The 22896-nt window shown below is 71.7% G+C and carries 22 protein-coding genes; 7 read left to right on the forward strand and 15 right to left on the reverse strand.

The features are described from left to right. Nucleotides 1-7: 7 nt before the first annotated feature. The 10 genes from ACFYOH_RS05255 to hisD form a co-directional block, all read right to left on the reverse strand. Nucleotides 8-1249, reverse strand: coding sequence for an MFS transporter (locus ACFYOH_RS05255; protein WP_388621369.1), 1242 nt, complete (start codon nt 1247-1249; stop codon nt 8-10). Between the two features lie 15 nt (nt 1250-1264). Beyond that, the gene (locus tag ACFYOH_RS05260) at nt 1265-1852 is read right to left on the reverse strand and encodes an ArsR/SmtB family transcription factor (RefSeq protein WP_388621371.1); all 588 of its coding nucleotides are present in this window, start codon (nt 1850-1852) and stop codon (nt 1265-1267) included. Between the two features lie 84 nt (nt 1853-1936). Continuing rightward, nucleotides 1937-2692 carry an imidazole glycerol phosphate synthase subunit HisF gene (gene hisF, locus ACFYOH_RS05265; RefSeq protein ID WP_388621373.1) on the reverse strand — a complete coding sequence of 252 codons (756 nt, stop codon included), beginning with the start codon at nt 2690-2692 and terminating at the stop codon, nt 1937-1939. Between the two features lie 6 nt (nt 2693-2698). Continuing rightward, the gene (locus tag ACFYOH_RS05270) at nt 2699-3094 is read right to left on the reverse strand and encodes a RidA family protein (protein WP_388621375.1); all 396 of its coding nucleotides are present in this window, start codon (nt 3092-3094) and stop codon (nt 2699-2701) included. Further along, a complete protein-coding gene (gene priA / locus ACFYOH_RS05275) occupies nt 3091-3816 on the reverse strand; it encodes a bifunctional 1-(5-phosphoribosyl)-5-((5-phosphoribosylamino)methylideneamino)imidazole-4-carboxamide isomerase/phosphoribosylanthranilate isomerase PriA (RefSeq protein ID WP_388621377.1) in 726 nt (241 codons plus the stop codon). The genes ACFYOH_RS05270 and priA overlap by 4 nt, the downstream gene beginning before the upstream one ends. 3 nt (nt 3817-3819) lie before the next feature. Further along, nucleotides 3820-4467 (reverse strand): imidazole glycerol phosphate synthase subunit HisH, encoded by a 648-nt coding sequence (hisH, locus tag ACFYOH_RS05280; protein WP_388621379.1) that lies wholly within the window; start codon nt 4465-4467, stop codon nt 3820-3822. Next, on the reverse strand, nt 4458-4622 hold the full coding sequence (locus ACFYOH_RS05285; RefSeq protein ID WP_362112798.1) for a hypothetical protein: 165 nt from the start codon (nt 4620-4622) through the stop codon (nt 4458-4460). The genes hisH and ACFYOH_RS05285 overlap by 10 nt, the downstream gene beginning before the upstream one ends. A gap of 4 nt (nt 4623-4626) precedes the next feature. Then, nucleotides 4627-5220, reverse strand: coding sequence for an imidazoleglycerol-phosphate dehydratase HisB (gene hisB / locus ACFYOH_RS05290; protein ID WP_030783530.1), 594 nt, complete (start codon nt 5218-5220; stop codon nt 4627-4629). Then, on the reverse strand, nt 5217-6329 hold the full coding sequence (locus ACFYOH_RS05295; RefSeq protein ID WP_388621381.1) for a histidinol-phosphate transaminase: 1113 nt from the start codon (nt 6327-6329) through the stop codon (nt 5217-5219). Before ACFYOH_RS05295 ends, hisB begins: the two co-directional genes overlap by 4 nt. Beyond that, nucleotides 6326-7651 carry a histidinol dehydrogenase gene (gene hisD, locus ACFYOH_RS05300; RefSeq protein WP_388621383.1) on the reverse strand — a complete coding sequence of 442 codons (1326 nt, stop codon included), beginning with the start codon at nt 7649-7651 and terminating at the stop codon, nt 6326-6328. Before hisD ends, ACFYOH_RS05295 begins: the two co-directional genes overlap by 4 nt. A gap of 163 nt (nt 7652-7814) precedes the next feature. Between hisD and ACFYOH_RS05305 the strand changes: the two genes are divergently transcribed. The 4 genes from ACFYOH_RS05305 to ybaK all read left to right on the forward strand — a co-directional run bounded on the left by ACFYOH_RS05305 (nt 7815) and on the right by ybaK (nt 12519). Beyond that, nucleotides 7815-9392: an oxidoreductase gene (locus tag ACFYOH_RS05305; RefSeq protein ID WP_388621385.1), complete on the forward strand. Its 1578-nt coding sequence runs from the start codon at nt 7815-7817 to the stop codon at nt 9390-9392. A gap of 755 nt (nt 9393-10147) precedes the next feature. Continuing rightward, complete coding sequence (locus tag ACFYOH_RS05310) at nt 10148-11209, forward strand: hypothetical protein (RefSeq protein ID WP_388621387.1); 1062 nt, start codon at nt 10148-10150, stop codon at nt 11207-11209. 11 nt (nt 11210-11220) lie between these two features. Then, nucleotides 11221-11961, forward strand: a complete 741-nt coding sequence (locus tag ACFYOH_RS05315; RefSeq protein ID WP_388621389.1) for an LON peptidase substrate-binding domain-containing protein — start codon at nt 11221-11223, stop codon at nt 11959-11961. Between the two features lie 51 nt (nt 11962-12012). Then, complete coding sequence (ybaK, locus tag ACFYOH_RS05320) at nt 12013-12519, forward strand: Cys-tRNA(Pro) deacylase (RefSeq protein ID WP_388621391.1); 507 nt, start codon at nt 12013-12015, stop codon at nt 12517-12519. Between the two features lie 87 nt (nt 12520-12606). On the opposite strand, the gene ACFYOH_RS05325 is transcribed toward ybaK, so the two are convergent. From ACFYOH_RS05325 to ACFYOH_RS05340, 4 genes are all read right to left on the reverse strand, one after another. Then, on the reverse strand, nt 12607-13278 hold the full coding sequence (locus ACFYOH_RS05325; RefSeq protein WP_388621393.1) for an AAA family ATPase: 672 nt from the start codon (nt 13276-13278) through the stop codon (nt 12607-12609). 34 nt (nt 13279-13312) lie between these two features. Next, nucleotides 13313-14134: an ABC transporter permease gene (locus ACFYOH_RS05330; protein WP_388621395.1), complete on the reverse strand. Its 822-nt coding sequence runs from the start codon at nt 14132-14134 to the stop codon at nt 13313-13315. Between the two features lie 76 nt (nt 14135-14210). Further along, nucleotides 14211-15227, reverse strand: a complete 1017-nt coding sequence (locus tag ACFYOH_RS05335; protein WP_388621397.1) for an ABC transporter ATP-binding protein — start codon at nt 15225-15227, stop codon at nt 14211-14213. 81 nt (nt 15228-15308) lie between these two features. Then, entirely contained in the window at nt 15309-16523 is a 1215-nt protein-coding gene (locus tag ACFYOH_RS05340; RefSeq protein ID WP_388621399.1) for an NYN domain-containing protein, read from the reverse strand. 225 nt (nt 16524-16748) lie between these two features. Here ACFYOH_RS05340 and ACFYOH_RS05345 point away from each other — a divergent pair, with 225 nt between their 5' ends. Then, the gene (locus ACFYOH_RS05345; protein ID WP_228622693.1) at nt 16749-16925 is read left to right on the forward strand and encodes a hypothetical protein; all 177 of its coding nucleotides are present in this window, start codon (nt 16749-16751) and stop codon (nt 16923-16925) included. Nucleotides 16926-17008: 83 nt separating this feature from the next. Here ACFYOH_RS05345 and dnaE read toward each other — a convergent pair whose 3' ends face one another. Then, a complete protein-coding gene (gene dnaE, locus ACFYOH_RS05350) occupies nt 17009-20548 on the reverse strand; it encodes a DNA polymerase III subunit alpha (protein WP_388621402.1) in 3540 nt (1179 codons plus the stop codon). 209 nt (nt 20549-20757) lie between these two features. Here dnaE and ACFYOH_RS05355 point away from each other — a divergent pair, with 209 nt between their 5' ends. Next, nucleotides 20758-22083, forward strand: coding sequence for a DUF2252 domain-containing protein (locus ACFYOH_RS05355; protein WP_388621404.1), 1326 nt, complete (start codon nt 20758-20760; stop codon nt 22081-22083). A gap of 67 nt (nt 22084-22150) precedes the next feature. Next, nucleotides 22151-22840, forward strand: coding sequence for a hypothetical protein (locus tag ACFYOH_RS05360; RefSeq protein ID WP_388621406.1), 690 nt, complete (start codon nt 22151-22153; stop codon nt 22838-22840). Nucleotides 22841-22896: the final 56 nt, after the last annotated feature.

The following is a 22896-nucleotide window of genomic DNA, read 5'->3' on the forward strand; positions in this document are numbered from 1 at the left end:
AAGGAGTTCAGCCCGGGAGTTCCGCGCGGCGCAGGGACGGTACGGCGAGGGCGACGACCCCGCCCAGGGCGCAGACGCCGGCGCTGACGGCGTAGACCGGCCCGAGCCCGAAGGCGCCGATCGCGGCCGCCGCGAGCGGCATGGACAGCGGGGTGAGGCCGAGGCTGATCATGCTGGAGACGGCGGTGACCCGGCCCAGATGGGCGGGGTCGGACTGGGTCTGCAGCAGGGCCCCGCAGAGGGCGCCGCTGAGCCCGGTGAGCAGGCCGACGAGCAGGGCCGTACCGACGGCCGCGGCCAGGGTGGGTACGAACGCGAGGGCGCCCACGGCCACGGCCCCCACGGCACACGCCCACCCGGTGACCAGCCCGGCGCGCGGCAGCCGCCCCCGGACCGCCAGCAGCAGCGAGGCCGCTCCCGCGCCGGTCCCGAATCCGGCCAGCACCCAGCCCATGCCGGAGGCACCCCAGCCGCGCCGCTCGGCGAGCAGGGTCAGCCCGACGTTCAGCGGGCCGACGAAACCGAGGTCGCCGAGGGCGATGGCCAGCATCAGCGGGGCGAGGACGCGGTGGCGGCGGATGTGGCGCAGTCCGGCGCCGAGGTCACCCCAGGCGCTTCCCGACGCCTCGGGCCTGTCGTCCTTCGGCAGGTCCCGTACCCGCACCGAGAGCAGCAGGGGCACCGAGACGGCGATGAGCAGCCCGGCGAGGGCGAACGCGGTCGCGGCACCGCCGACGGCCACACCGAGCCCGCCGAGCGGGGCCCCGGCCACGCCGGCGAACCGGATCGCGAGGCCGCGCATCCCCTGGACCCGGGCGAGCTGGCCCTTCTCGGTGAGGCGGGCGGGCAGGGCGCCCACGGCGGGCATGAACACGGCGTCGACCGTGCCGAAGACCAGTGCCAGCACGGCGAGCGGCCACAGTCCCGGGCTGGTGAGGAACAGCAGGGCGGCCACGGCGAGGACGGCCGCGCAGCGCACGGCGTCGCTGCCGATGACGACGAGACGCGGCCCGAACCGGTCGGCGATCACTCCGCCGCCCAGCATCAGTACGGCCCTGGGCAGCGCGCTTGCGGACATCACGAGACCGGCCTGTGCGGGCGTTCCGGCCTGTACGGCGGCCCAGGACAGGGCGAGGTAGTACACGCTGTCGCCGAGCATCGAGGAGGTGTAGGCGGTGAGCCAGCGCAGGACGTCGGGGTCGCGGTGGGCCTGTGGCGCGGTCGCCGACGGGGTGAGTGTGGCGGTCACGGGAGAGGGGGCCTCTCAGATGCGGAACGGGAAGCCGTACAGGTAGAGCGCCACGTGCTCGCGTCCCTCGGTCTCGCCCGCGGCCTCGGCGGCCCGGCCCCGCTCGTCGAACTTGCGCAGGACCGCATCCAGCTCGTCCTTCAGCGCGGTGAGCTCCGCCGGGGTCAGCCGCATCCAGGACTCGGTGTCCACCGACGCGGTGTTCCACTCGGGCCCCCAGGTGGGGCGTTCGTCCAGGTAGCGGCGGTACTGGTCGGCCCGCTGATCGTGGAAGAGACGCGTGGCCGCGAGGTGTGCGGCGGCCTTTCCCGGCTCTCCCCGGAAGTCCTCGTCCCGGATGCGCACCCCGTCGGACGCCGGCTGCCACCAGCGCTCCCGCCCGTCCGCCGTCTGCGGCTCGGCCTCCTCGATCAGCCCGTGGTCGGCGAGCTTGCGCAGGTGGTAGCTGACCAGGGACACCGCCTCATCGACGTGTTCGGCCAACTGGGAGGCGGTGGCCACCCGCTCCATACACAGCAGCCGGTACAGATGGGCGCGCAACGGGTGCGCGAGGGCCTTGAGCGTGCCCACGTCCGTGATCCGGCGCTCCTGTTCACGAGGCATACCCCGACCGTAGATACGAAAGAAAGGTTGCACAACAGATTTTGCGCAACCTCTCTTTCGTATCTGCCCAAGCCCGGCGCAGCGTCAGCGCACGGGGTGCCCCGCCGCCCGCAGCGTCTCCTTCACCTCGCCGATCCGCAGATCCCCGAAGTGGAACACCGACGCGGCCAGCACGGCGTCCGCGCCCGCCTCGATCGCCGGCGGGAAGTCGGCCAGCCTGCCCGCGCCACCCGAGGCGATCACCGGGACGGTCACGTGCTTGCGCACCGCCGCGATCATCTCCAGGTCGTAGCCGTCCTTGGTGCCGTCCGCGTCCATGGAGTTCAGCAGGATCTCCCCGGCGCCCAGCTCGGCCGCCCGGTGCGCCCATTCGACGGCGTCGATGCCGGTGCCGCGCCGGCCGCCGTGCGTCGTCACCTCGAAGGAACCCGACTCGGAGCGGCGCGCGTCCACCGACAGCACCAGCACCTGGCGGCCGAAGCGCTCCGCGATCTCCCTAATCAGGTCGGGACGCGCGATCGCCGCCGTGTTCACGCCCACCTTGTCGGCGCCCGCCCGCAGCAGCTTGTCCACGTCCTCGGCCGTACGGACGCCGCCGCCGACCGTCAGCGGGATGAACACCTGCTCCGCGGTGCGCCGCACCACGTCGTACGTCGTCTCCCGGTCGCCCGAGGACGCGGTGATGTCCAGGAACGTCAGCTCGTCGGCGCCCTCGGCGTCGTACACCTTGGCCATCTCGACGGGGTCGCCCGCGTCGCGCAGGTTCTGGAAGTTGACGCCCTTGACGACCCGGCCGTTGTCCACGTCCAGGCAGGGGATGACTCGGACCGCCAGGGTCATGACTGCTCAGGCTCCTCTGAATGCTTCAAGTTCCACTTCCACCAGGATGCGCGGATCGACGAACCCCTCGACGACCAGCAGGGTCGACACCGGGCGCACGGAGTCGAACAGCTCCTTGTGCGCCCGGCCGACGGCGTCCACGTCCCGCACATGGGTCAGGTACATCCGCGTACGGATCACGGACCCGATGCCGAGCCCGAACTCGCCGATCGCCTCGATGGCGCTGGTGAACGCCACCTTGGCCTGTTCGTACGGGTCGCCCTCGCCGTACAGGACATCGCCCCGGAAGGCCGTCGTGCCGGCGACCAGCACGCGGTCCCCCGCCGCGACGGCACGTGCGAAACCGAAACTCTCTTCCCAGGGACTTCCGCTCTGCACACGCCGCACGGCTTCGGACGTCATGACGACACAGCCTCCAAGGCCTCTTCCAGGGTGAATGCCTTCGCGTACAGGGCCTTCCCGACGATGGAGCCCTCGACACCGAGGGGTACCAGCCCGGCGATGGCGCGCAGGTCGTCCAGGGACGACACGCCGCCGGAGGCCACGACCGGGCGGTCCGTCGCGGCGCACACGTTCTTCAGCAGCTCCAGGTTGGGGCCCTGGAGGGTGCCGTCCTTGGCGATGTCGGTGACGACGTAGCGGGCGCAGCCCTCCTTGTTGAGGCGCTCCAGCGTCTCGTAGAGGTCGCCGCCGTCACGGGTCCAGCCGCGGCCGCGCAGGGTCGTACCGCGCACGTCCAGGCCGACCGCGATCTTGTCGCCGTGCTCGGCGATGACCTTGGCGACCCACTCGGGGGTCTCCAGGGCGGCCGTGCCGAGGTTCACCCGGGTGCAGCCGGTGGCCAGGGCGGCGGCCAGCGAGGCGTCGTCGCGGATGCCGCCCGACAGCTCCACCTTGATGTCCATCGCCCCCGCGACCTCGGCGATCAGCTCACGGTTGTCGCCGGTGCCGAAGGCCGCGTCCAGGTCGACCAGGTGCAGCCACTCGGCGCCGGAGCGCTGCCAGGCGAGGGCGGCCTCCAGCGGGGAGCCGTAGGAGGTCTCGGTCCCGGACTCGCCGTGCACGAGGCGGACGGCCTGGCCGTCGCGGACGTCGACGGCGGGGAGGAGTTCGAGCTTGGCCATGGTCTACAGGGTTCCGATCCAGTTGGTGAGGAGCTGGGCGCCGGCGTCGCCGGACTTCTCGGGGTGGAACTGGGTGGCCCACAGGGCGCCGTTCTCCACGGCGGCCACGAACGGCTTGCCGTGCGTCGACCAGGTCACCTTGGGGGCGGCGATCAGTGGGTTGTGCGACTCCAGAGCCCAGTCGTGGACGGCGTAGGAGTGCACGAAGTAGAAGCGGGCGTCGGCGTCGAGGCCGGCGAACAGCTCGGAGTCGGCGGGGGCGTCGACGGTGTTCCAGCCCATGTGGGGCACGATCTCGGCCTGGAGGGGTGCGACCGTGCCGGGCCACTCGTCCAGGCCCTCGGCCTCCACGCCGTGCTCGATGCCGCGCGCGAACAGGATCTGCATGCCGACGCAGATGCCCATCACGGGTCGTCCGCCGGACAGCCGCCGGTCCACCACCCAGTCACCGCGCGCGGCGCGCAGGCCCTGCATACAGGCGGCGAAGGCGCCCACGCCCGGCACGAGCAGTCCGTCGGCGTTCATCGCCTTGTCGAAGTCGCGCGTGATCTCGACATCGGCGCCCACGCGCGCGAGGGCGCGCTCGGCGGACCGGACGTTGCCGAAGCCGTAGTCGAAGACCACGACCTTCTTGGAGTCGGTCAATTCCACACCCCCAGCCGCATGACGCCCGCGACCAGGCACAGGCCCGCGCCGATGGAGAGCAGCACGATCAGGCTCGCGGGCATCTTCTGCTTGACGAAGGAGACGATGCCGCCGACCAGGAACAGACCGACGACGATCAGCAGGGACGAGAGGCTGTTCATGGGTTTACAGCGCGCCCTTCGTGGAGGGGAGGATGCCGGCCGCGCGCGGGTCGCGCTCGGAGGCGTAACGCAGCGCCCGGGCCAGCGCCTTGAACTGGCACTCCACGATGTGGTGCGCGTTGCGCCCGTACGGCACGTGCACGTGCAGCGCGATCTGCGCCTGGGCGACGAAGGACTCCAGGATGTGCCGGGTCATCGTGGTGTCGTACTCGCCGATCATCGGCGCCATGTTCTCGGGCTCGGTGTGCACGAGGTAGGGGCGGCCGGACAGGTCGACGGTCACCTGGGCGAGGGACTCGTCCAGCGGCACCGTGCAGTTGCCGAAGCGGTAGATCCCCACCTTGTCGCCGAGCGCCTGCTTGAAGGCGGCGCCGAGCGCGAGGGCGGTGTCCTCGATGGTGTGGTGGGAGTCGATGTGCAGGTCGCCGTCGGTCTTCACGGTCAGGTCGAACAGCCCGTGCCGGCCGAGCTGGTCGAGCATGTGGTCGTAGAAGCCGACGCCGGTGGCGATGTCGGTCCTGCCGGTGCCGTCGAGGTCTATCTCGACGAGGACCGAGGTCTCCTTGGTGGTGCGCTCCACGCGTCCAACGCGGCTCATGCCTCAAGCTCCTTCTTCAGTTCCCGTACCGCGTCGAGGAACGCGTCGTTCTCCTCCGGGGTGCCGGCGGACACCCGCAGCCATCCCGGTACGCCGTTGTCCCGGACCAGGACGCCCCGGTCGAGGATCTTCTGCCAGGCCTCGTGGGCGCTCGCGAACCGGCCGAACTGCACGAAGTTCGCGTCGGACTCGGTGACCTCGTAGCCGATCGCGCGCAGCTCGGCGACCAGCCGGTCCCGCTCCGCCTTCAGCTGCTCGACGTATCCGAGCAGGGTGTCGGTGTGCTCCAGGGCGGCCAGCGCGGTCGCCTGGGTGATCGCCGACAGGTGGTACGGCAGCCGGACGAGCTGGACGGCGTCCACGACCGCCGGGTCGGCGGCGAGATAGCCGAGGCGCAGGCCCGCCGCGCCGAACGCCTTCGACATCGTGCGGGAGACGACGAGGTGCGGGCGGCCCTCCAGCAGGGGCAGCAGCGAGTCGCCGTGGCTGAACTCGATGTACGCCTCGTCCACGATCACCATCGACGGCTTGGCCGCCTGCGCCGCCTCGAACAGCGCGAGGACCGTCTCGGGCGGGACCGCGTTGCCCGTGGGGTTGTTGGGGGTGGTGATGAAGACGACGTCCGGCTTGTGCTCGGCGATCGCCTCGACGGCCGCCGCGACGTCGATCGTGAAGTCCTCGTTGCGCGGACCCGAGATCCAGCCGGTGCCGGTGCCGCGTGCGATGAGCGCGTGCATCGAGTACGACGGCTCGAAGCCGATCGCCGTACGGCCCGGCCCGCCGAAGGTCTGCAGCAGCTGCTGGATGACCTCGTTGGAGCCGTTGGCGGCCCACACGTTCTCGATGCCGAGCGGGTACCTGCCCGTCTTCGTCAGGTACTTGGCCAGCTCGGTGCGCAGCTGGACCGCGTCCCGGTCCGGGTAGCGGTTCAGGTCGCGGGCGGCATCCCGCACCCGCTCCGCGATCCGCTCGACCAGCGGCTCGGGCAGCGGGTAGGGGTTCTCGTTGGTGTTCAGCCGTACGGGGACGTCCAACTGGGGCGCGCCGTAGGGGGACTTGCCGCGCAGCTCGTCCCGTACGGGAAGATCGTCGATCCTCACGTCGCTCACTTGCTCTCGGGTACCTTCCAGCCGAACCTCGCCTTGATCGCCGCGCCGTGCGCCGGCAGGTCCTCCGCCTCCGCCAGCGTCACCACGTGATGGGCGACCTCGGCGAGCGCGTCCTTCGTGTAGTCCACGATGTGGATACCGCGCAGGAAGGACTGGACGGACAGGCCCGAGGAGTGGCAGGCGCAGCCGCCGGTGGGCAGGACGTGGTTGGACCCGGCCGCGTAGTCGCCGAGCGAGACCGGGGCCCAGGGGCCGATGAAGATCGCGCCCGCGTTCTTGACCCGGTCGGCGACCTCGGAAGCCCGAGCGGTCTGGATCTCCAGGTGCTCGGCGCCGTACGCGTCGACGACCCTGAGGCCCTCCTCGATGCCGTCGACCAGCACGATCGCGGACTGCCGGCCCTTGAGGGCGGGCACGATCCGGTCCTGGACGTGCCGGGTGGCCGCGACCTGTGGCTCAAGCTCCTTCTCCACCGCCTCGGCCAGCTCGACGGAGTCGGTGACCAGGACGGCCGCCGCGAGCGGGTCGTGCTCGGCCTGGCTGATCAGGTCGGAGGCCACGTGCACCGGGTCGGCGGTGTCGTCGGCGAGGATGGCGATCTCGGTCGGGCCGGCCTCGGCGTCGATGCCGATCCTGCCGGTGAAGAAGCGCTTGGCGGCGGCGACCCAGATGTTGCCGGGCCCGGTGACCATGTTGGCGGGCGGGCAGGACTCGGTGCCGTAGGCGAACATCGCGACGGCGGTGGCGCCACCGGCCGCATACACCTCGTCCACGCCGAGCAGCGCGCAGGCGGCGAGGATCGTCGGGTGCGGGAGGCCGCCGAACTCGGCCTGGGGCGGGGAAGCGAGCGCGATCGACTCGACCCCGGCCTCCTGGGCCGGCACGGCGTTCATGATCACGGAGGACGGGTAGACGGACCGGCCGCCCGGCGCGTACAGCCCGACGCGCTCGACCGGCACCCACTTCTCGGTCACGGAGCCGCCCGGCACCACCTGGGTGGTGTGGGTGCTGCGGCGCTGCTCGCGGTGGACCAGGCGGGCGCGGCGGATGGACTCCTCCAGCGCGGCGCGCACGGCCGGGTCGAGGGCGTCCAACGCTTCGGTGAGCGCCTCTGCCGGAACACGGACGGATTCCAGCCGTACTCCGTCGAACTTCTCGGCGAAGTCGATCAGCGCCGCGTCGCCACGATGATGCACGGCCTCGCAGATCGGACGCACCTTCTCCAGGGCGGCCTGAACATCGAAGTCGGCTCGGGGCAGCAGGTCGCGCAGGGCGGGGCCCTCGGGAAGGGCGTCGCCGCGCAGATCGATTCGGGAAATCACAGCCCCAATTCTCTCAGACCGCCGTCGCGGGCCGTGGACGCGTATCAATGGCTGATACAGAACGTGGCGGAACTTGGAAGATCGTCTTCACGTCTAGTGTTCCGGGCGTCACTCAGCGGGCATGAACGGCTGTACGCGAGCACTGGACCAGGAGAGGACGAAGGTGACCGAGGGGACCGGCGTCGTCGCCGGGGACCTGCCGGACGAGCTGACCGCGGCCGAGGCGGGCATGTGGCAGGGCTTCCGCAACGGCAGTGTGTACGACCTGAGCTGCGGGGACACCGTGGTGGACGATCCGCACGGCGGACACCCCTGGGGTCCGGAGCGCACGGTGCGGGCGCGGATCGTGGCGTGGCTGCTGCTGGACGGCCCGCCGGCGCTCGCGGGCCGGGTGTCCTCGCTGAAGCTGACCGGCGTGCGGATCACCGGCACGCTGGACCTCTCGGGCGGCACGGTACGGCCGTACGTCGAGCTGCGCGGCTGCCGCTTCGACGAGGAGGTCCTGCTGCCGGAGGCCCGGTTCACGACCCTGCGCATGGTGGACTGCGCGGTGCCCCGGCTGGAGGCGGCCCGGGTGCACACCGAGGGCGATCTGCACCTGCCGCGCTGCCGGTTCCAGAACGGGGCCCGGCTGACGGACGCGCACATCGGCACCGATCTGATGCTCAACGAGGCGGTGGTGTACCGCGACCGCAGCGGGCGGTCGATCTCGGCGGACGGCATGACCGTCGGCCAGGACCTCCAGGCGGAGATGCTGCAGTCGCACGGCGAGCTGCGGCTGCGCGGCGCCAAGGTGGGCGTCTCCCTCAGCCTGCGCGGCGCGAACCTGGACAACCCGTACTCCCGCTACGCCCTGAACGCCCCTCAGCTGACCGTCGAGCGCACCCTGTACCTGACCCCGGCCGGCGTCGGCAGCCCGCTGCTGAGCGGCACGACACCGGCGCGCGGGACGCGGATCCAGCGCTTCGACTGCCGGGGCGGGATACGGCTGGACGACGGGCGGTTCGGGGACGCCGTCGACTTCGAACGGGCCCGGTTCACCCTGACCGACGACCAGGAGCTGTCGCTGCGCCGGGTGCACGCGTCGGAGCTGCGCTTCCTCGGGGACGGGCCGCAGCTCGGCAAGGTGGTGCTGTCCGGCGCGCGGATCGTCAGCCTGGTGGACCGGGCGGCGAGCTGGCCGGGGCCCGGCAATCTGCACATGGGCGGCTTCGTGTACGAGAACCTCGTCCCGCGCGGCCCGTTCCCGCTGGCCGGCCGGCTGGACTGGGTGGCGGCGGCCACCGCGGAGTACGCCCCGGAGCCGTACGAGCGGCTGGCGGCGGTGCTGCGGGCGGCCGGGGAGGACGAGGACGCGCGCGAGGTGCTGCTCGCCAAGCAGCGCCGGCGCCGCGAGACGCTGCCGCTGGCCGGGAAGTTCTGGGGGTACGTCCAGGACTGGACCGTCGCCTACGGCTACCGCCCCGGCCGGGCCGCGGTGTGGATGGCGGTGCTGTGGGCGGCGGGCACGCTGGCGTTCGCCCATGCGGACCATCCGCCGACGAGCCACGACGCTCACCCCTACTGGAGCCCGGCCCTGTTCACCCTGGACCTGCTGCTGCCGGTGATCGACCTGGGCCAGGTCGGCCAGTGGCAACTGCGGGGCGGCTGGCAGTGGCTGGCGTCCGTGATGATCCTCCTCGGCTGGATCCTGGCGACGACGGTGGCAGCGGGCGCGACCCGGCTGCTGCGACGCAGCTGAGCGCCGGGGCGCGCGGAGGACGGCCGCTGGGGCGGAGGCAGGCCGCGGGGGTACGGGGCGCGGCGCGGAGGCCAGCCGCCCAGGGCGCCGCGGAGGAGGCCGCCCGGAGCGCGGGACGAAGGCGGACCACCCGGGACTGCACGAACGGCGCGGAGGAGGCCGCCAGCGAGCGCGGGCGCCGCAGAGGAGGCCGCCGGGGCGCAGGCCGGACGAAGGCGGACCACCCGGGAATCCGCGGGCATCGCTGAGGCGGCCCGCCGGGGGCGCGCGACACAGCGGACGGCCATCCGAAGAGCGCGGGCGCCGCGGCGGCGAGCAACCGGGTTGCGCGGGCAGCGCTGAGGCGGGCTGCCCGCGGGGCGTGAACGCCTGCCGTCGGGCGTGCGACACAGCGGACGGCCATCCGAAGAGCGCGGGCGCCGCGGCGGCGAGCAACCGGGTTGCGCGGGCAGCGCTGAGGCGGGCTGCCCGCGGGGCGTGAACGCCTGCCGTCGGGCGTGCGACACAGAGGACCGCCACCCGAGGAGCGCGGGGCGCATAGACGACGGCCACCCGGAGCGCGGGCAGCGCTGAGGACTGCCGCCCCGGGGCGTGCGACGGCGGCGGGCCGGGCCTCCCAGGGTTCGCGGGTGACGCGAAAGCCACACACGTCTCAAAGGTTGAACAATCACCTTTACCGGTCCTTGACCGTCCCCCATACAACTTTCCATGACTTGCCCAAAGCCTCTGGCGCGCGGCCGACCTGCGGTCTTTGAATGGTCGGCACCATGGTTCTGCTCCCCTCGTTCATCCGCCCCACCCGGATGACCAAACGCTCCGCGCGCCCGGCCGGCCGACCGCCGACCGGGGACGAGGTCGTACTCGACGCACCCGACGACCGTCTCTCGCCCGCGCTGGTCGCGGCCGGCCGGGGCGAGTACCAGGCCGCGGCCGCACTGCTCGCGACCACCCGCACCGGCGGCGAGTGGGAGAACCGCGACCGGTACGTCCGGCATCTGGCCGCCTTCGCCCGTTCGCGTCCCGAGTGGTTCGAGTCCTGGCGGGCGGCCGCCCCGGCGAAGCCCGACGCGCTGCTGGTCGAGGCACAGCTGGCCGTGGACCGCGCCTGGCCCTCGCCGGCCCGCGCCGAGCTGCTGCGCGAGGTGAGCCCGCTGATCACCGCCGCCGCCCGCGCCGACGACCGAGACCCGGTGCCCTGGCGGATCGCGCTCGACCACGCCCGCGGCTCGCGGGCCGGTCACCGGTACTTCGAGGAGCTGTGGGAGGCGGCCGTCCGCCGCGCCCCGCACCACTACGGCTGCCACGTGGCCGCCCTGCGCTACCTGGCCAGCTTCCGGCGCGGTTCCCACGGCGCCTGCTTCGACTTCGCCGAGCTGGCCGCGCAGGACGCCCCGGCCGACTCGCTCGTCCAGGCCCTGCCGGCCCGGGCCGCCTTCGGCTACCTGATCGACGGCAGCGGCCAGGAGATCCCGCGCCCCCGGCTGAACGCCGCTGCCGACCGGGCGCTCACGCTCTCCGCCCGCTTCCCCACGGCCGACCCGTGGGCCGCACAGGTCCGCAACAAGCTCTTGTACGTCCTGCTGCGCCTGCACCGCTGGGAGGACGCGCGCGCCGAGCTCAGCCGGATCGGCCCCTACGCCACGTCCTTCCCCTGGGAACGGTTCTCCGAGGACCCGCTCGGCCACTTCCTGCGGCTGCGCGAGCACCTGCTGACGGCGGGATCCCGCCCCGCCCCAGCCGGCCTCATGGCCCTGATGAGCGCGTCTGAAGCCACCCTCGACGAGCGCGGCGGACACGCGCCCGCCGGTGACCACTAGGCTGGGGCGTCGTGACCACCGTCCGTCTCCCGCTCTTCCCGCTGAACACGGTGCTGTTCCCGGGGCTCGTGCTGCCGCTGAACGTCTTCGAGGAGCGCTATCGCGCCATGATGCGCGAGCTGCTCAAGACACCAGAGGACGAGCCGCGCCGGTTCGCCGTCGTGGCCATCCGCGACGGCTACGAGGTGGCGCCGAGCGCCCCCGGCATGCCGGACCCCACGGCGCAGCCCGACCGGGGGCCGGCCGCCGGCTTCGGCCCGGACCCCCTGAAGTCCTTCCACGGGGTGGGGTGTGTGGCGGACGCGGCGACCGTCCGGGAGCGGGCCGACGGCACGTTCGAGGTGCTGGCGACGGGCACGACCCGCGTGCGGCTGCTCTCCGTCGACGCGTCGGGCCCGTTCCTGACGGCGGAGCTGGAGGAGCTGCCGGAGGAGCCGGGCGACGAGGCGGGCGCGCTGGCCGAGGGGGTGCTGCGCTCCTTCCGCCAGTACCAGAAGCGACTGGCGGGCGCGCGGGAGCGCTCGCTGTCGACCGGCGCGGAGCTCCCGGACGACCCTTCGGTGGTGTCCTACCTGGTGGCGGCGGCGATGGTGCACGACACGCCGACGAAACAGCGACTGCTCCAGGCCCCCGACACCGCGTCCCGCCTGCGCGACGAGCTGAAACTCCTTCGCGCCGAGACGGCCATCATCCGTAGTCTTCCGTCTCTGCCCGCCTTCGAGCTGACGCGGGCGCCGACGAGCTTGAACTGACGACGACGGCGGGACGGGCCCGAGACGAGGAAGAACCGCGGAGCAGGACGGATGGCGAAGAAGTCGAAGAAGCAACAGCAGCAGTCCGGCGGCACCCCCGCGACGGTCGCCCTGTCCTCGGCCGGCGTGGACTTCACGGTCCACTCCTACGCCCACGACCCCTCCCACCCCTCCTACGGCGAGGAGGCGGCGGAGGCGATGGGCGTCTCCCCCGACCGCGTCTTCAAGACCCTGGTGGCCGACGTCGACGGCACCCTGACCGTTGCGGTGGTCCCGGTGTCCGGCTCCCTGGACCTGAAAGCGCTCGCGGCGGCGGTCGGCGGCAAACGAGCCACGATGGCCGACCCGACCCTGGCGGAGCGCACCACGGGCTATGTCCGCGGCGGCATCTCACCCCTGGGCCAGCGCAAGAAACTCCCGACGGTCCTGGACGACTCCGCCGGGACCCACGAAACGATCTGCATCTCAGCAGGCCGCCGGGGCCTCGAGGTGGAACTGTCCCCAGCGGCCCTGACCGAACTGACGAACGCGGTGCTGGCACCTATCGGGCGGGGCTGACGGAGGGCGGAATTCCGCCGTCTGCCGGGGGCCGACCGAGTCGGCTGGGTGGGAAGCGGGCGGCCCCGGGGGGCGGAGCCCCCCTGGTCACGGGGTCGGCGTCCCGGGGTCGCCGGGGCCGAACTCGGGATCGCCGGGGCCGAACTCGGGGTCTCGGGGGCCGAACAGTGCCGTGAGGCCAAGGTGGACCAGCAACGCGCCCAGCGGCCAGGCCAGCAACGCCCCCTTGGCGTTCAGCTTCAGCGGCGCCGAGAAGGTGACGCCCTTCCCCACCGCCTTGGCATGCGCGAGCACGTCGGACATGGGCCCGAGCCACACCCCCAACCGCCACGCCAGCACCGACCCGAGCAGCGCGCCCAGCCCGAGCGCCACCACGACCGGCACACCCCCACGCCGCCGCAGCAGGAAGACCACCACCGCGCTGACGAGCCCGAAGCCCAGCCCCAGCAGGGTGAAGGTGCCGTCCACGCCGGCCGCCTGCTCGCCCTCGCTGTCCTTGAGGTAGACGACCCAGCTGCCGTCGACCACATCGCCGACCAGCGGCACATGCGGCGCCAGCCACCACCACAGCAGCCCCAGCAACACCCCGCCCAGCGCCACCGCCACCGTGATCACGGCGGCATCCCGCAGTTCGGTCTTCATCCCGGGGCCGTCCTGTTCGTACACGCCCCCGGACATCCCGGCAGGCGGCGGCGCCTGCCAGACATCGTCCGGGGACTGGTTGTGCGGCGGCGTAGGCGGAGTCAACGGTGCGGTCACCCTGACATCGTGCCAGGTCGCGCTGTGCGCCGCGTCACCGGACGGCGGCCCTGCGGTACGCCCGGGCCGCCACGGCCAGCGAGACGACTCCGACACCGGCGCACACTCCCAGGTCGATCAGCACGACGGCCCAATCCGGATGGGCCCCGAAGGTGCGGGCGTACGCCTCCACACCGTACGTCGACGGCAACAGGTCCCGCGCCAGCCGTACGACCTCCGGCATCCGGTCGGCCGGCAGCACACCCAGCAGCAGCGCCGCCGACATGCCCAGTTGCCCGAGCAGCGTGGCCAACTCGGGCCGCGGCGCGAGCAGCCCGCAGGCGGCGCCGAGTCCGGACAGCGCGGCCCCGGCGAGCGGGATCACGGCCAGGAGAATCCACAGATTGCCCAGCGGCAGCCCGAACAGGACGCACCCGAAGACGGCCGTCACCAGCGTCCCCGGCACGGTGAAGGAGGCGTACGCCGCCGCCGCGCCCAGCACCACGGCCGCGGGTGGCACCGGCAGGGTCGCGTAGTGGTCGAGCCCGCCACTCGCCCGCAACTGCCCGAAGTACTGCGCCAGCAGATTCAGCGCCACATACGCGACGACCAGCACCGACGACCCCGCCACCACGGACTGGGCCTCACTGCCGCTGTCGACGACGCCCCGCATCATCACGGTGATGCCGACGGACTGGAAGGTCGCCACGAACAGCAGCGGAATCCGGGCCACCCGGGCCCGGGACAGCTGCGCCCGGTAGACGGCCGCCAGCGACGGCCACAGCCGGGCGGCCGGCCCGAGTTCGGCCGCGCCCGGTGCCGTCTCCGGCACGGCCGGGGCACCGCCCGGCAGAACCTCCGCGGGTACGACACTCACGTCGAGCTGCCCCTCTTCCCTACCGCAGTCGCGTAGACCGGCGTACAGACCCATACGCACCGCACGTCCGCCGCGCTCACGCCTTCACCAACCCCTTCCGGGCCGCGCCGCCGAGCGCCAGGTAGACGTCCTCCAGGCTGGGCGTGGCGAGCGTGAAGTCGTCCAGGGCGGCGAAGGCGGCCCCACCGGTCACGGTGGCGACGGCGGCCCGGGCCTCCTCGGGCGCGAGCCGCAGCGTCCAGCGCCGGCCGGACTCCACGGCGCGCTCGCGCAGCGCGGCGACCTCGGGCACCTGGAGCGGCGCCCGGTCCCGCCACACCAGCTCGACCCGCACCTCTCCGGCGACCCGTTCCTTCAGCCCGGCCGGGGTGTCACAGGCGATCACCCGGCCCTGGTCGATGACGGCGACCCGGTCCAGCACGGTCTCGGCCTCGATGACGTTGTGGGTGACCAGCAGCACGGTCGTACCACGCTCGGCGCGCCGCCGGTCCACGGCCGCCCAGACCGCGCGCCGGGCCACCGGGTCCATGCCGGTGGTCGGCTCGTCCAGCACGAGCAGCGGGCGCTCGCCGACGAGGGCGGCGGCGAGGCAGGCGAGCCGCCGCTGCCCGCCGGACAGCTTCTTCAGCGCCCGCCCGGCGATCGGCGTGAGCCCCAGCTCCTCCAGGACGGCGTCGCGCTCGGCCCGGGCCCGTGTCACGTCCAGGCCGCGCAGGCGTCCGGTGGTCTCGGCGGCGAGGGAGACGGTCAGCTCGTCCAGCGCGGAGGACTCCTGCCCCAGGTAGGCGAGGAGGCGCGCGGCCCGCTCGGGGTGCCGGACGATGTCGTGCCCGAGGATCTGGATGCTGCCGGTGTCCGGCCGGAGCAGCCCGGTGAGCTGCCGTACGAGCGTGGACTTGCCGGCGCCGTTCGGCCCGAGCAGCCCGAACACCTCGCCGCGCCGCACGTCCAGGTCGACCCCGTCGGTAGCCCGGACCTCGGGGGTGCCGGGCGCACCCCGCCGGCCCTTCACGGCCGGATAGGTCTTGCCGAGCCCGCGCACGCGTACGACCTCGTCATACCGAGGAGGTGCCTGTGCCGCGCGCGTACTCACAAGGGACGAGAGTACGGGGTCGGACCGCTTTACTCGTCTTTGGGGCCGGTTCCGTACGCGACCGGTAAGAAATCCCCGCCGTCACTCCCCCGTCGCGCTCTCCGCCGCCGCCGGAACATCGATCTCCCGCCAGAACCCCGCCCGAATGGCGTAACGGTCGTGCTCGTCGATCTGGTCGTCCTTGTGGGCGAGCAGCCCGAACCGCGCGGCGTACCGCAGCAGCTCGCCGTCGATGCGGTGGGGGATGCGCGGATACAGCTGCGAGAGCCTCTGCAGCTGGCCCTGGTCGCCGAGCCGGGACATCCAGCGGCGGGCGAAGACCTGTCCCACCTCGTAGGGGTCGCCGCCGACGGTGGTGATGTCCTCCTCACGGTCGGCCCACCGCTGCTCGGCCGTGGTGAGCTGGGCGAGCGTCGGCATGGCGGCGACCTCGGGCGGCTCGACCGCGCCCGGCCGGTCCACCCAGCCCTTGTCGGAGGACCAGCGCAGGGTCGCGGTCGCGGGGTGCTGGGCGGACGGGGCGCCGGGGGCGCGCAGCGCGGCGAGGTCCTTCGGGGTGGGGACGCCCTTGTGGCCGGTGGCCCGCTCCTGGGTGCCGTTCTCCGTCACCGCGGCGGCCGACTGGGGCGCGCCCTGTTCGGCCGGCCGCTCGCCCGCCGTGCCGAGCGCGGACTCGGGCAGCGGCGCGGAGAGGATAGCGGCGATCTCGGGCCGGGGCACGGGCGGCGGGGCGCAGACGCCGGTCAGTTCCTTGGCGCGGACGGCCTGGGTGATCCAGGCACGGTCCAGCACACGCCGCTCGTCGGCCTCGGCGACCAGGTCCTCGGACTGGTTGTAGTCGCCGTCGGCGGCCTGTACGGCCCACAGGTGGACGGCGACGCCATGCTCCTTGGCGGCCATCATGCCGGGCAGCAGATCGCCGTCACCGGTGACGAGGACGATGTCGGAGCAGGCGCGGTTGCGGGCCAGCTCGGTCAGCTCGGCGTGCATGGCCGCGTCCACGCCCTTCTGCGCCCAGCGCCCGTCGCTGCGGGTGAGGGCGCCGAGCCGGACGGTGACCCGGGGCATCACGCGCAGCCGGCGATGCTCCGGTTGGGGGACACGGTCGGGGGCGCCGTCGAACCAGTAGATGCGCAGCAGGGGACGCTCGGTGTCGGACTCCGCGCGCACCCGCAAGGCCTGGATCAGCGCGGTGTGATCGACGGTGATCCGGGACCGCGAGGGCTCACCGGCGAGGAGGCTGGCGGCGGCTCCCAGCAGGTACCCGGCGTCCACCAGGACGATGCAGCGGTCCACGCGACTCACCCTCTTCCCGGGAGGTTTTGCTTCGGACTTCCTTCGAGTCTGCCCGACGGCGCGGGGGTTAACGGCCCGAACTCGATCTTCGGCGTGGCGTTTCCGGATCCCGCTCGCCCACCCGCCCTGTCACACACGGTAATTATCCGACATGCGCTTGATGTCAGCGTATGTGAATCTGGTCCCGGCCCTGGCCCCTAGATCCCCCACAGGAGGCAGATCACCATGGCCAAGAACAAGAACCGCAAGCAGGCCGGCCCGCAGAACCGCGCGTCGCACGCCGAGCAGAGCCAGGAGCACGCGCAGCGGCAGACGGAGGCTCACGAGTCACCGGTGTCGCACATCCAGGGCAGTCCCGCGGATGTTGCAGGCAAGAAGCGAAAGAGCTTCGGCCACAACTAAAGGGCAGTTGAAGCCCAGGCACGCAGGAGGGGCGCACCCTTGGCGGGTGCGCCCCTTCGTGCGTGCCGGCGTCGGGTACGGCGTCAGCCGGCCAGGCAGGAGGGGCCGAGCAGCACCTTCAAGTCGCCGAAGAGCGCGGGGTCGGGCTTGACCCGGTGCCGGTCCAGGCGCAGCACGGTGGTCTTGCGCGGGCCCTGGAGCTTGATGCGGACCTCGCTGTCGCCCTTGTGGTGGCTGAGGATCTCGCCGAGGCGGCTGACCATGGGCGGAGTGACCTTCACGGCCGGGATGGTGAGGATCACCGGCGCGTTGGTGCCCGCGTTGGACAGGTCCGGGACCATCAGCTCCATGGCGACGAGCCGGGGCACGTCCTCGCGCTTGTCGAGGCGTCCCTTGACGAACACCACGGCGTCCTCGACGAGTTGGGTGGACACCAGCTGGTAGGTCGCCGGGAAGAACATGCACTCGATGGAGCCGGCGAGGTCCTCGACGGTGGCGATCGCCCAGGCGTTGCCCTGCTTGGTCATCTTGCGCTGCAGACCGGAGATGATGCCGCCGATGGTGACGACCGCGCCGTCGGCGTGCTCGCCGCCGGTGAGCTGGGCGATGCCCGCGTCGGCCTTGTCGGCGAGGACGTGTTCCAGGCCGAAGAGCGGATGGTCGGAGACGTACAGACCGAGCATCTCCCGCTCCTGGGCGAGCAGATAGGTCTTGTCCCACTCGTCGGTGGCGAACTCCACGTCGAGTCCGAAGCCGGGCTCGCTGCTGGTGTCCTCCCCCATGCCGCCGAAGAGGTCGAACTGCCCCTCGGCCTCCTTGCGTTTGACCGCGACCACGTTGTCGATCATCGGCTCGTACTGCGCGATGAGGCCCTTGCGGGTGTGCCCCATGGTGTCGAAGGCGCCGGCCTTGATGAGCGATTCCGTGGTGCGCTTGTTGCAGACCACCGCCTCCACCTTGTCGAGGTAGTCGGGGAAGGAGGCGTACTTCCCCTTCGCCTTGCGGCACTTGATGATCGACTCGACGACGTTGGTGCCGACGTTGCGGACGGCGGAGAGGCCGAAGAGGATCACGTCGTCGCCCTGGGCGGCGAAGTTGGACTCGGACTCGTTGACGTTCGGCGGCAGCACGCGGATGCCCATGCGGCGGCACTCGTTCAGGTAGACCGCCGACTTGTCCTTGTCGTCCTTGACGGAGGTCAGGAGCGCGGCCATGTACTCGGCGGGGTGGTTCGCCTTGAGGTAGGCGGTCCAGTAGGAGACCAGGCCGTACGCGGCGGAGTGCGCCTTGTTGAAGGCGTAGCCGGCGAAGGGGACCAGCACGTCCCACAGGGCCTGGATGGCCTCGTCGCTGTAGCCGTTCTTGCGGGCGCCGGCCTGGAAGATGGTGAAGTTCTTCGCCAGTTCCTCGGGCTTCTTCTTACCCATCACTCGGCGGAGGATGTCGGCCTCGCCGAGCGAGTAACCCGCGATGATCTGGGCGGCCTTCTGCACCTGCTCCTGGTAGACGATCAGGCCGTAGGTGACGTCCAGGACCTCCTTGAGCGGCGCCTCCAGCTCGGGGTGGATCGGCGTGATCTCCTGCTGCCCGTTCTTGCGCAGGGCGTAGTTGGTGTGGGAGTTCATGCCCATCGGGCCCGGGCGGTACAGGGCCGACACGGCGGAGATGTCTTCGAAGTTGTCGGGCTTCATCAGCCGCAGCAGGGACCGCATGGGGCCGCCGTCGAACTGGAAGACGCCGAGGGTGTCGCCGCGCTGGAGCAGGTCGAAGGTCGTGGGATCGTCGAGCGGCAGGGACAGCAGGTCGATGTCGAGGCCCTTGTTGGCCTTCACCATCTTGACCGCGTCGTCCATGATCGTGAGGTTGCGCAGGCCCAGGAAGTCCATCTTCAGCAGGCCGAGCGACTCACAGCTCGGGTAGTCCCACTGGGTGATGGTCACGCCGTCGGTGTGCCTGACCCACACCGGGACGTGCTCGGTGATGGTCTCACTGGACATGATCACGCCGGCGGCGTGCACACCCATCTGCCGGACCAGGCCCTCCACGCCGCGCGCGGTGTCGATGACCTTCTTCACGTCCGGCTCGTTCTCGTACATCCCGCGGACCTCGCCCGCCTCGCTGTAGCGGGGGTGGCTGGGGTCGGTGATGCCGGACAGCGGGATGCCCTTGCCGAGGACGTCGGCGGGCATGGCCTTGGTGATGCGGTCGCCCATCGCGTACGGGTAGCCCAGCACGCGCGCGGAGTCCTTGATCGCGTTCTTGGCCTTGATGGTGCCGTAGGTGCCGATCATGGCGACCTTGTCGGCGCCGTACTTCTCGGTCACGTACCGGATCACCTCGACGCGCCGGCGCTCGTCGAAGTCGATGTCGACATCGGGCATCGAGATGCGCTCGGGGTTGAGGAACCGCTCGAAGATCAGGCCGTGCGGGATCGGGTCGAGGTCGGTGATGCCCATGGCGTAGGCGACGATCGAGCCGGCCGCGGAGCCTCGGCCGGGGCCGACGGCGATGCCGTTGTTCTTGGCCCACATGATGAAGTCGGCGACCACGAGGAAGTAGCCGGGGAAGCCCATCGAGATGATGACGTCCATCTCGTAGTCGGCCTGCTTCTGGCGGTCCTCGGGGATGCCGCCCGGGTAGCGGCGCTCCATGCCGCGGCGGACCTCCTCCTTGAACCAGGTGACCTCGGTGTAGCCCTCCGGGATGTCGAACTTGGGCATGAGGTCGCGCTTCTCGAACATGCCGTCCGTGTCGACCATCTCGGCGACGAGGAGCGTGTTGGCGCAGCCTTCCTGCCAGGCGTCCGAGGAGTCGATGGCGTACATCTCGTCCGTGGACTTCAGGTAGTAGCCGGTGCCGTCGAACTTGAAGCGGTCCGGGTCGGAGAGGTTCTTGCCGGTCTGGATGCACAGCAGGGCGTCGTGGGCACCCGCCTCGTGCGCGTAGGTGTAGTGCGAGTCGTTGGTGACCAGCGGGGGGATGCCGAGCTTCTTGCCGATCTCCAGCAGGCCGTCGCGGACCCGGCGCTCGATCTCGATGCCGTGGTCCATCAGCTCCAGGAAGTACCGGTCCTTGCCGAAGATGTCCTGGTAGTCGGCGGCGGCCTTCAGGGCCTCGTCGAAGTGGCCGAGGCGCAGCCGGGTCTGCACTTCGCCGGAGGGGCAGCCGGTGGAGGCGACGATGCCCTCGGACCACTGGGCGATGGTCTCCTTGTCCATCCGGGGCCACTTCTGCAGCCAGCCCTCGGCGTAGGCGTCGGAGGAGAGGCGGAACAGGTTGTGCAGACCGGTCTTGTTCACGGCCCACATCGTCTTGTGGGTGTAACCACCGGAACCGGAGATGTCGTCCCGCTTCTGGTGCGGCTGGCCCCAGAGGATCTTGCGCTTGTTGCGCCGGGACTCGGGGGCGACATATGCCTCGATCCCGATGATCGGGGTGACTCCGGCCTTCTTCGCGGAATGGAAGAAATCGTACGCCCCGTGCAGGTTGCCGTGGTCGGACATGGCGATGTGCGTCATGCCCATCTCGTTGCAGGCGTTGAACATGTCCTTGAGCCGCGCGGCACCGTCCAGCAGCGAGTACTGGGTGTGGACGTGCAGGTGCGTGAAGGGCGGCTTTGACACGGTATGGCCTCCAACGGAAACGGTGGGTGGCGGGCGGGCGGACAGTTCTGGGGTCAGCGTCGAAGTCTATGCCCCGGGACTGACACAGGCGGGGGATCCCTGCGTACCTTCATGCGGGAACCGGGCACTCCTGCATGGCGTCGCCCGTTGGAGACGGCAGAAACGCTGTCGTACAGGTATGCACGGAAAGCACCAGGAGGCACCCAGCGATGTCGTTCCCCCAGCTCAACGACGAGCAGCGCGGCGAGGAGATCCTCGCCGTCTTCGACACCGCCTTCGGCCGGCTCCTGGCCGCCGACCCGGCCGCGTTCCGGGTGAAGTTCCGGAAGATGGCGGCCTCGGCGTTCGCGTTCTACCGGGGCACGGCGTGCCTCTTCTACCACGACCTGGACGCCGACAAGCGCGGTGGTCCATTCCTGGACGACCGCACCTCGCGCGTGTGGATCCACGGCGATCTGCACGCGGAGAACTTCGGCACGTACATGGACTCCAACGGCCGCCTGGTCTTCAACGTCAACGACTTCGACGAGGCCTACGTCGGCCCCTTCACCTGGGACCTGAAGCGCTTCTCGGCGTCGATCGCGCTCATCGGGTACGCGAAGGCGCTCAGCGACGAACAGATCACCGAGCTGGTGCGCGTCTACGCGGGCGCGTACCGCGAGCGGATCCACGCCCTGGCCACCGGCGCAAAGAGCGACGAGGTGCCGCCGTTCACCCTGGACACCGCCGAGGGCCCGCTGCTGGGCGCCCTGCGCGCCGCCCGCTCGCTGACCCGTTTCGAGCTGCTGGACTCGATGACGGAGATCCGGGACTTCGAGCGCCGTTTCGCGCCGGGCGGCGGCTCCATCGAGCTGGACGCGGCCACTCGCTACAAGGTCCTCGCGGCCTTCGACGGCTACCTGGAGACGCTGCCGGACTCCTCCCTGGCCCGCCCGGACTCCTACCGCGTGAAGGACGTCGTCGGCCGCCGCGGCATCGGCATCGGCTCGGCGGGCCTGCCGTCGTACAACATCCTGCTGGAGGGCCACAGCGACGCCCTGGAGAACGACGTCGTGATCTACATCAAGCAGGCCCAGACCCCGGCCGTCTCCCGGCACATCACGGACCCGGTCATCGCCGGCTACTTCCAGCACGAGGGCCACCGCACGGTGATCTCCCAGCGCGCCCTGCAGGCGCACGCCGACCCGTGGCTGGGCTGGACCGAGCTGGACGGCGCGGGCCAGCTGGTGGCCGAGGTCTCACCGTACGCCGTCGACCTGGACTGGGGCGACATCGACGACCTGGAGGAGATCGCGCAGGTCGTCGCCGACCTGGGCCGGGCCACGGCGACGATGCACGCGGCGGCGGACGACACCTCCGGCGAGTCCCTGGTGCCGTTCTCCACCGAGCGGGCCATCGACGCGGCCATCGCCGCCGACGAGGAGGGCTTCGCGCCCCTCCTGGTGGACTTCGCGCACGGCTACGGCGCACGCGCGCGTGCCGACCACCAGATCTTCGTCGACCTGTTCCGCAACGGCCGGATTCCGGGGCTGTAACCTTCCCGTACTCACAGGCACCCTTTAAGGGTCCCTTACTCGGCTACGTGCCAGACTTTCTCTCGCTATGGACATATCCGGGATCCAGCTCAGAACCGTGCGCGCGGCGCTGTTCACGGCTGTCGTCGTGACGCTCAGCACCGCGTCGCACGTGCTGCTGTCCCGGGCCCCGCTGCCGGTGGCGACCGTGCTCGCGGTCGCCACCGCGGTGTTCGCCACCGCGTATGCGCTGGCGGGCCGCGAGCGCGGCTTCGGCCGGATCGCGGCCCTGCTGATCCCGCTGGAACTGGCCGCCGACACGGTGTTCACCACCGGCCAGAACACCTGTTACGGCAGGGCGGGCGGCCCGGTCACCGGCCCCCTGCACGCGTTCGGCTTCGACGTGCTGTGCCAGGGCGGTGCCGTCGGCTCCCCGCTGGCCCAGATGACCGGGGCCCACGGCCGTCCCGCGGCGCTGCTCGCGCACGCCAGCCCGGCGGCGGCCTGGCTGCTGCTCGCCGCGCACGTCGGCGTGGGTCTGCTCGCCGCCGCCTGGCTGCGCCGGGGCGAGCGGGCGCTGATGCAGTTGCTGCGCGCGGTCGCCGCCACCACCTTCCGGCCGCTGCTGCTCGCGGTCGCCGCGGTCGCCGTCCGGCTGACCCCGGCGCGCCGGCTGCCGCGCCCGGCCCCGCGCCGGGCCGCCGCCCGCGACCGGCTTCTCGTGCACTCTCTGGGACGGCGTGGACCGCCGTGCTCGCCCGCTCTCGCCGCCGGCTGAGCGGCACCACCTGAGCGACGCCGACCGGGCAGCGCCCATCGAGTGCGTCCGCGCGA

It is taken from the genome of Streptomyces sp. NPDC007856 (genome assembly GCF_042868225.1).
GTDB lineage: Bacteria > Actinomycetota > Actinomycetes > Streptomycetales > Streptomycetaceae > Streptomyces.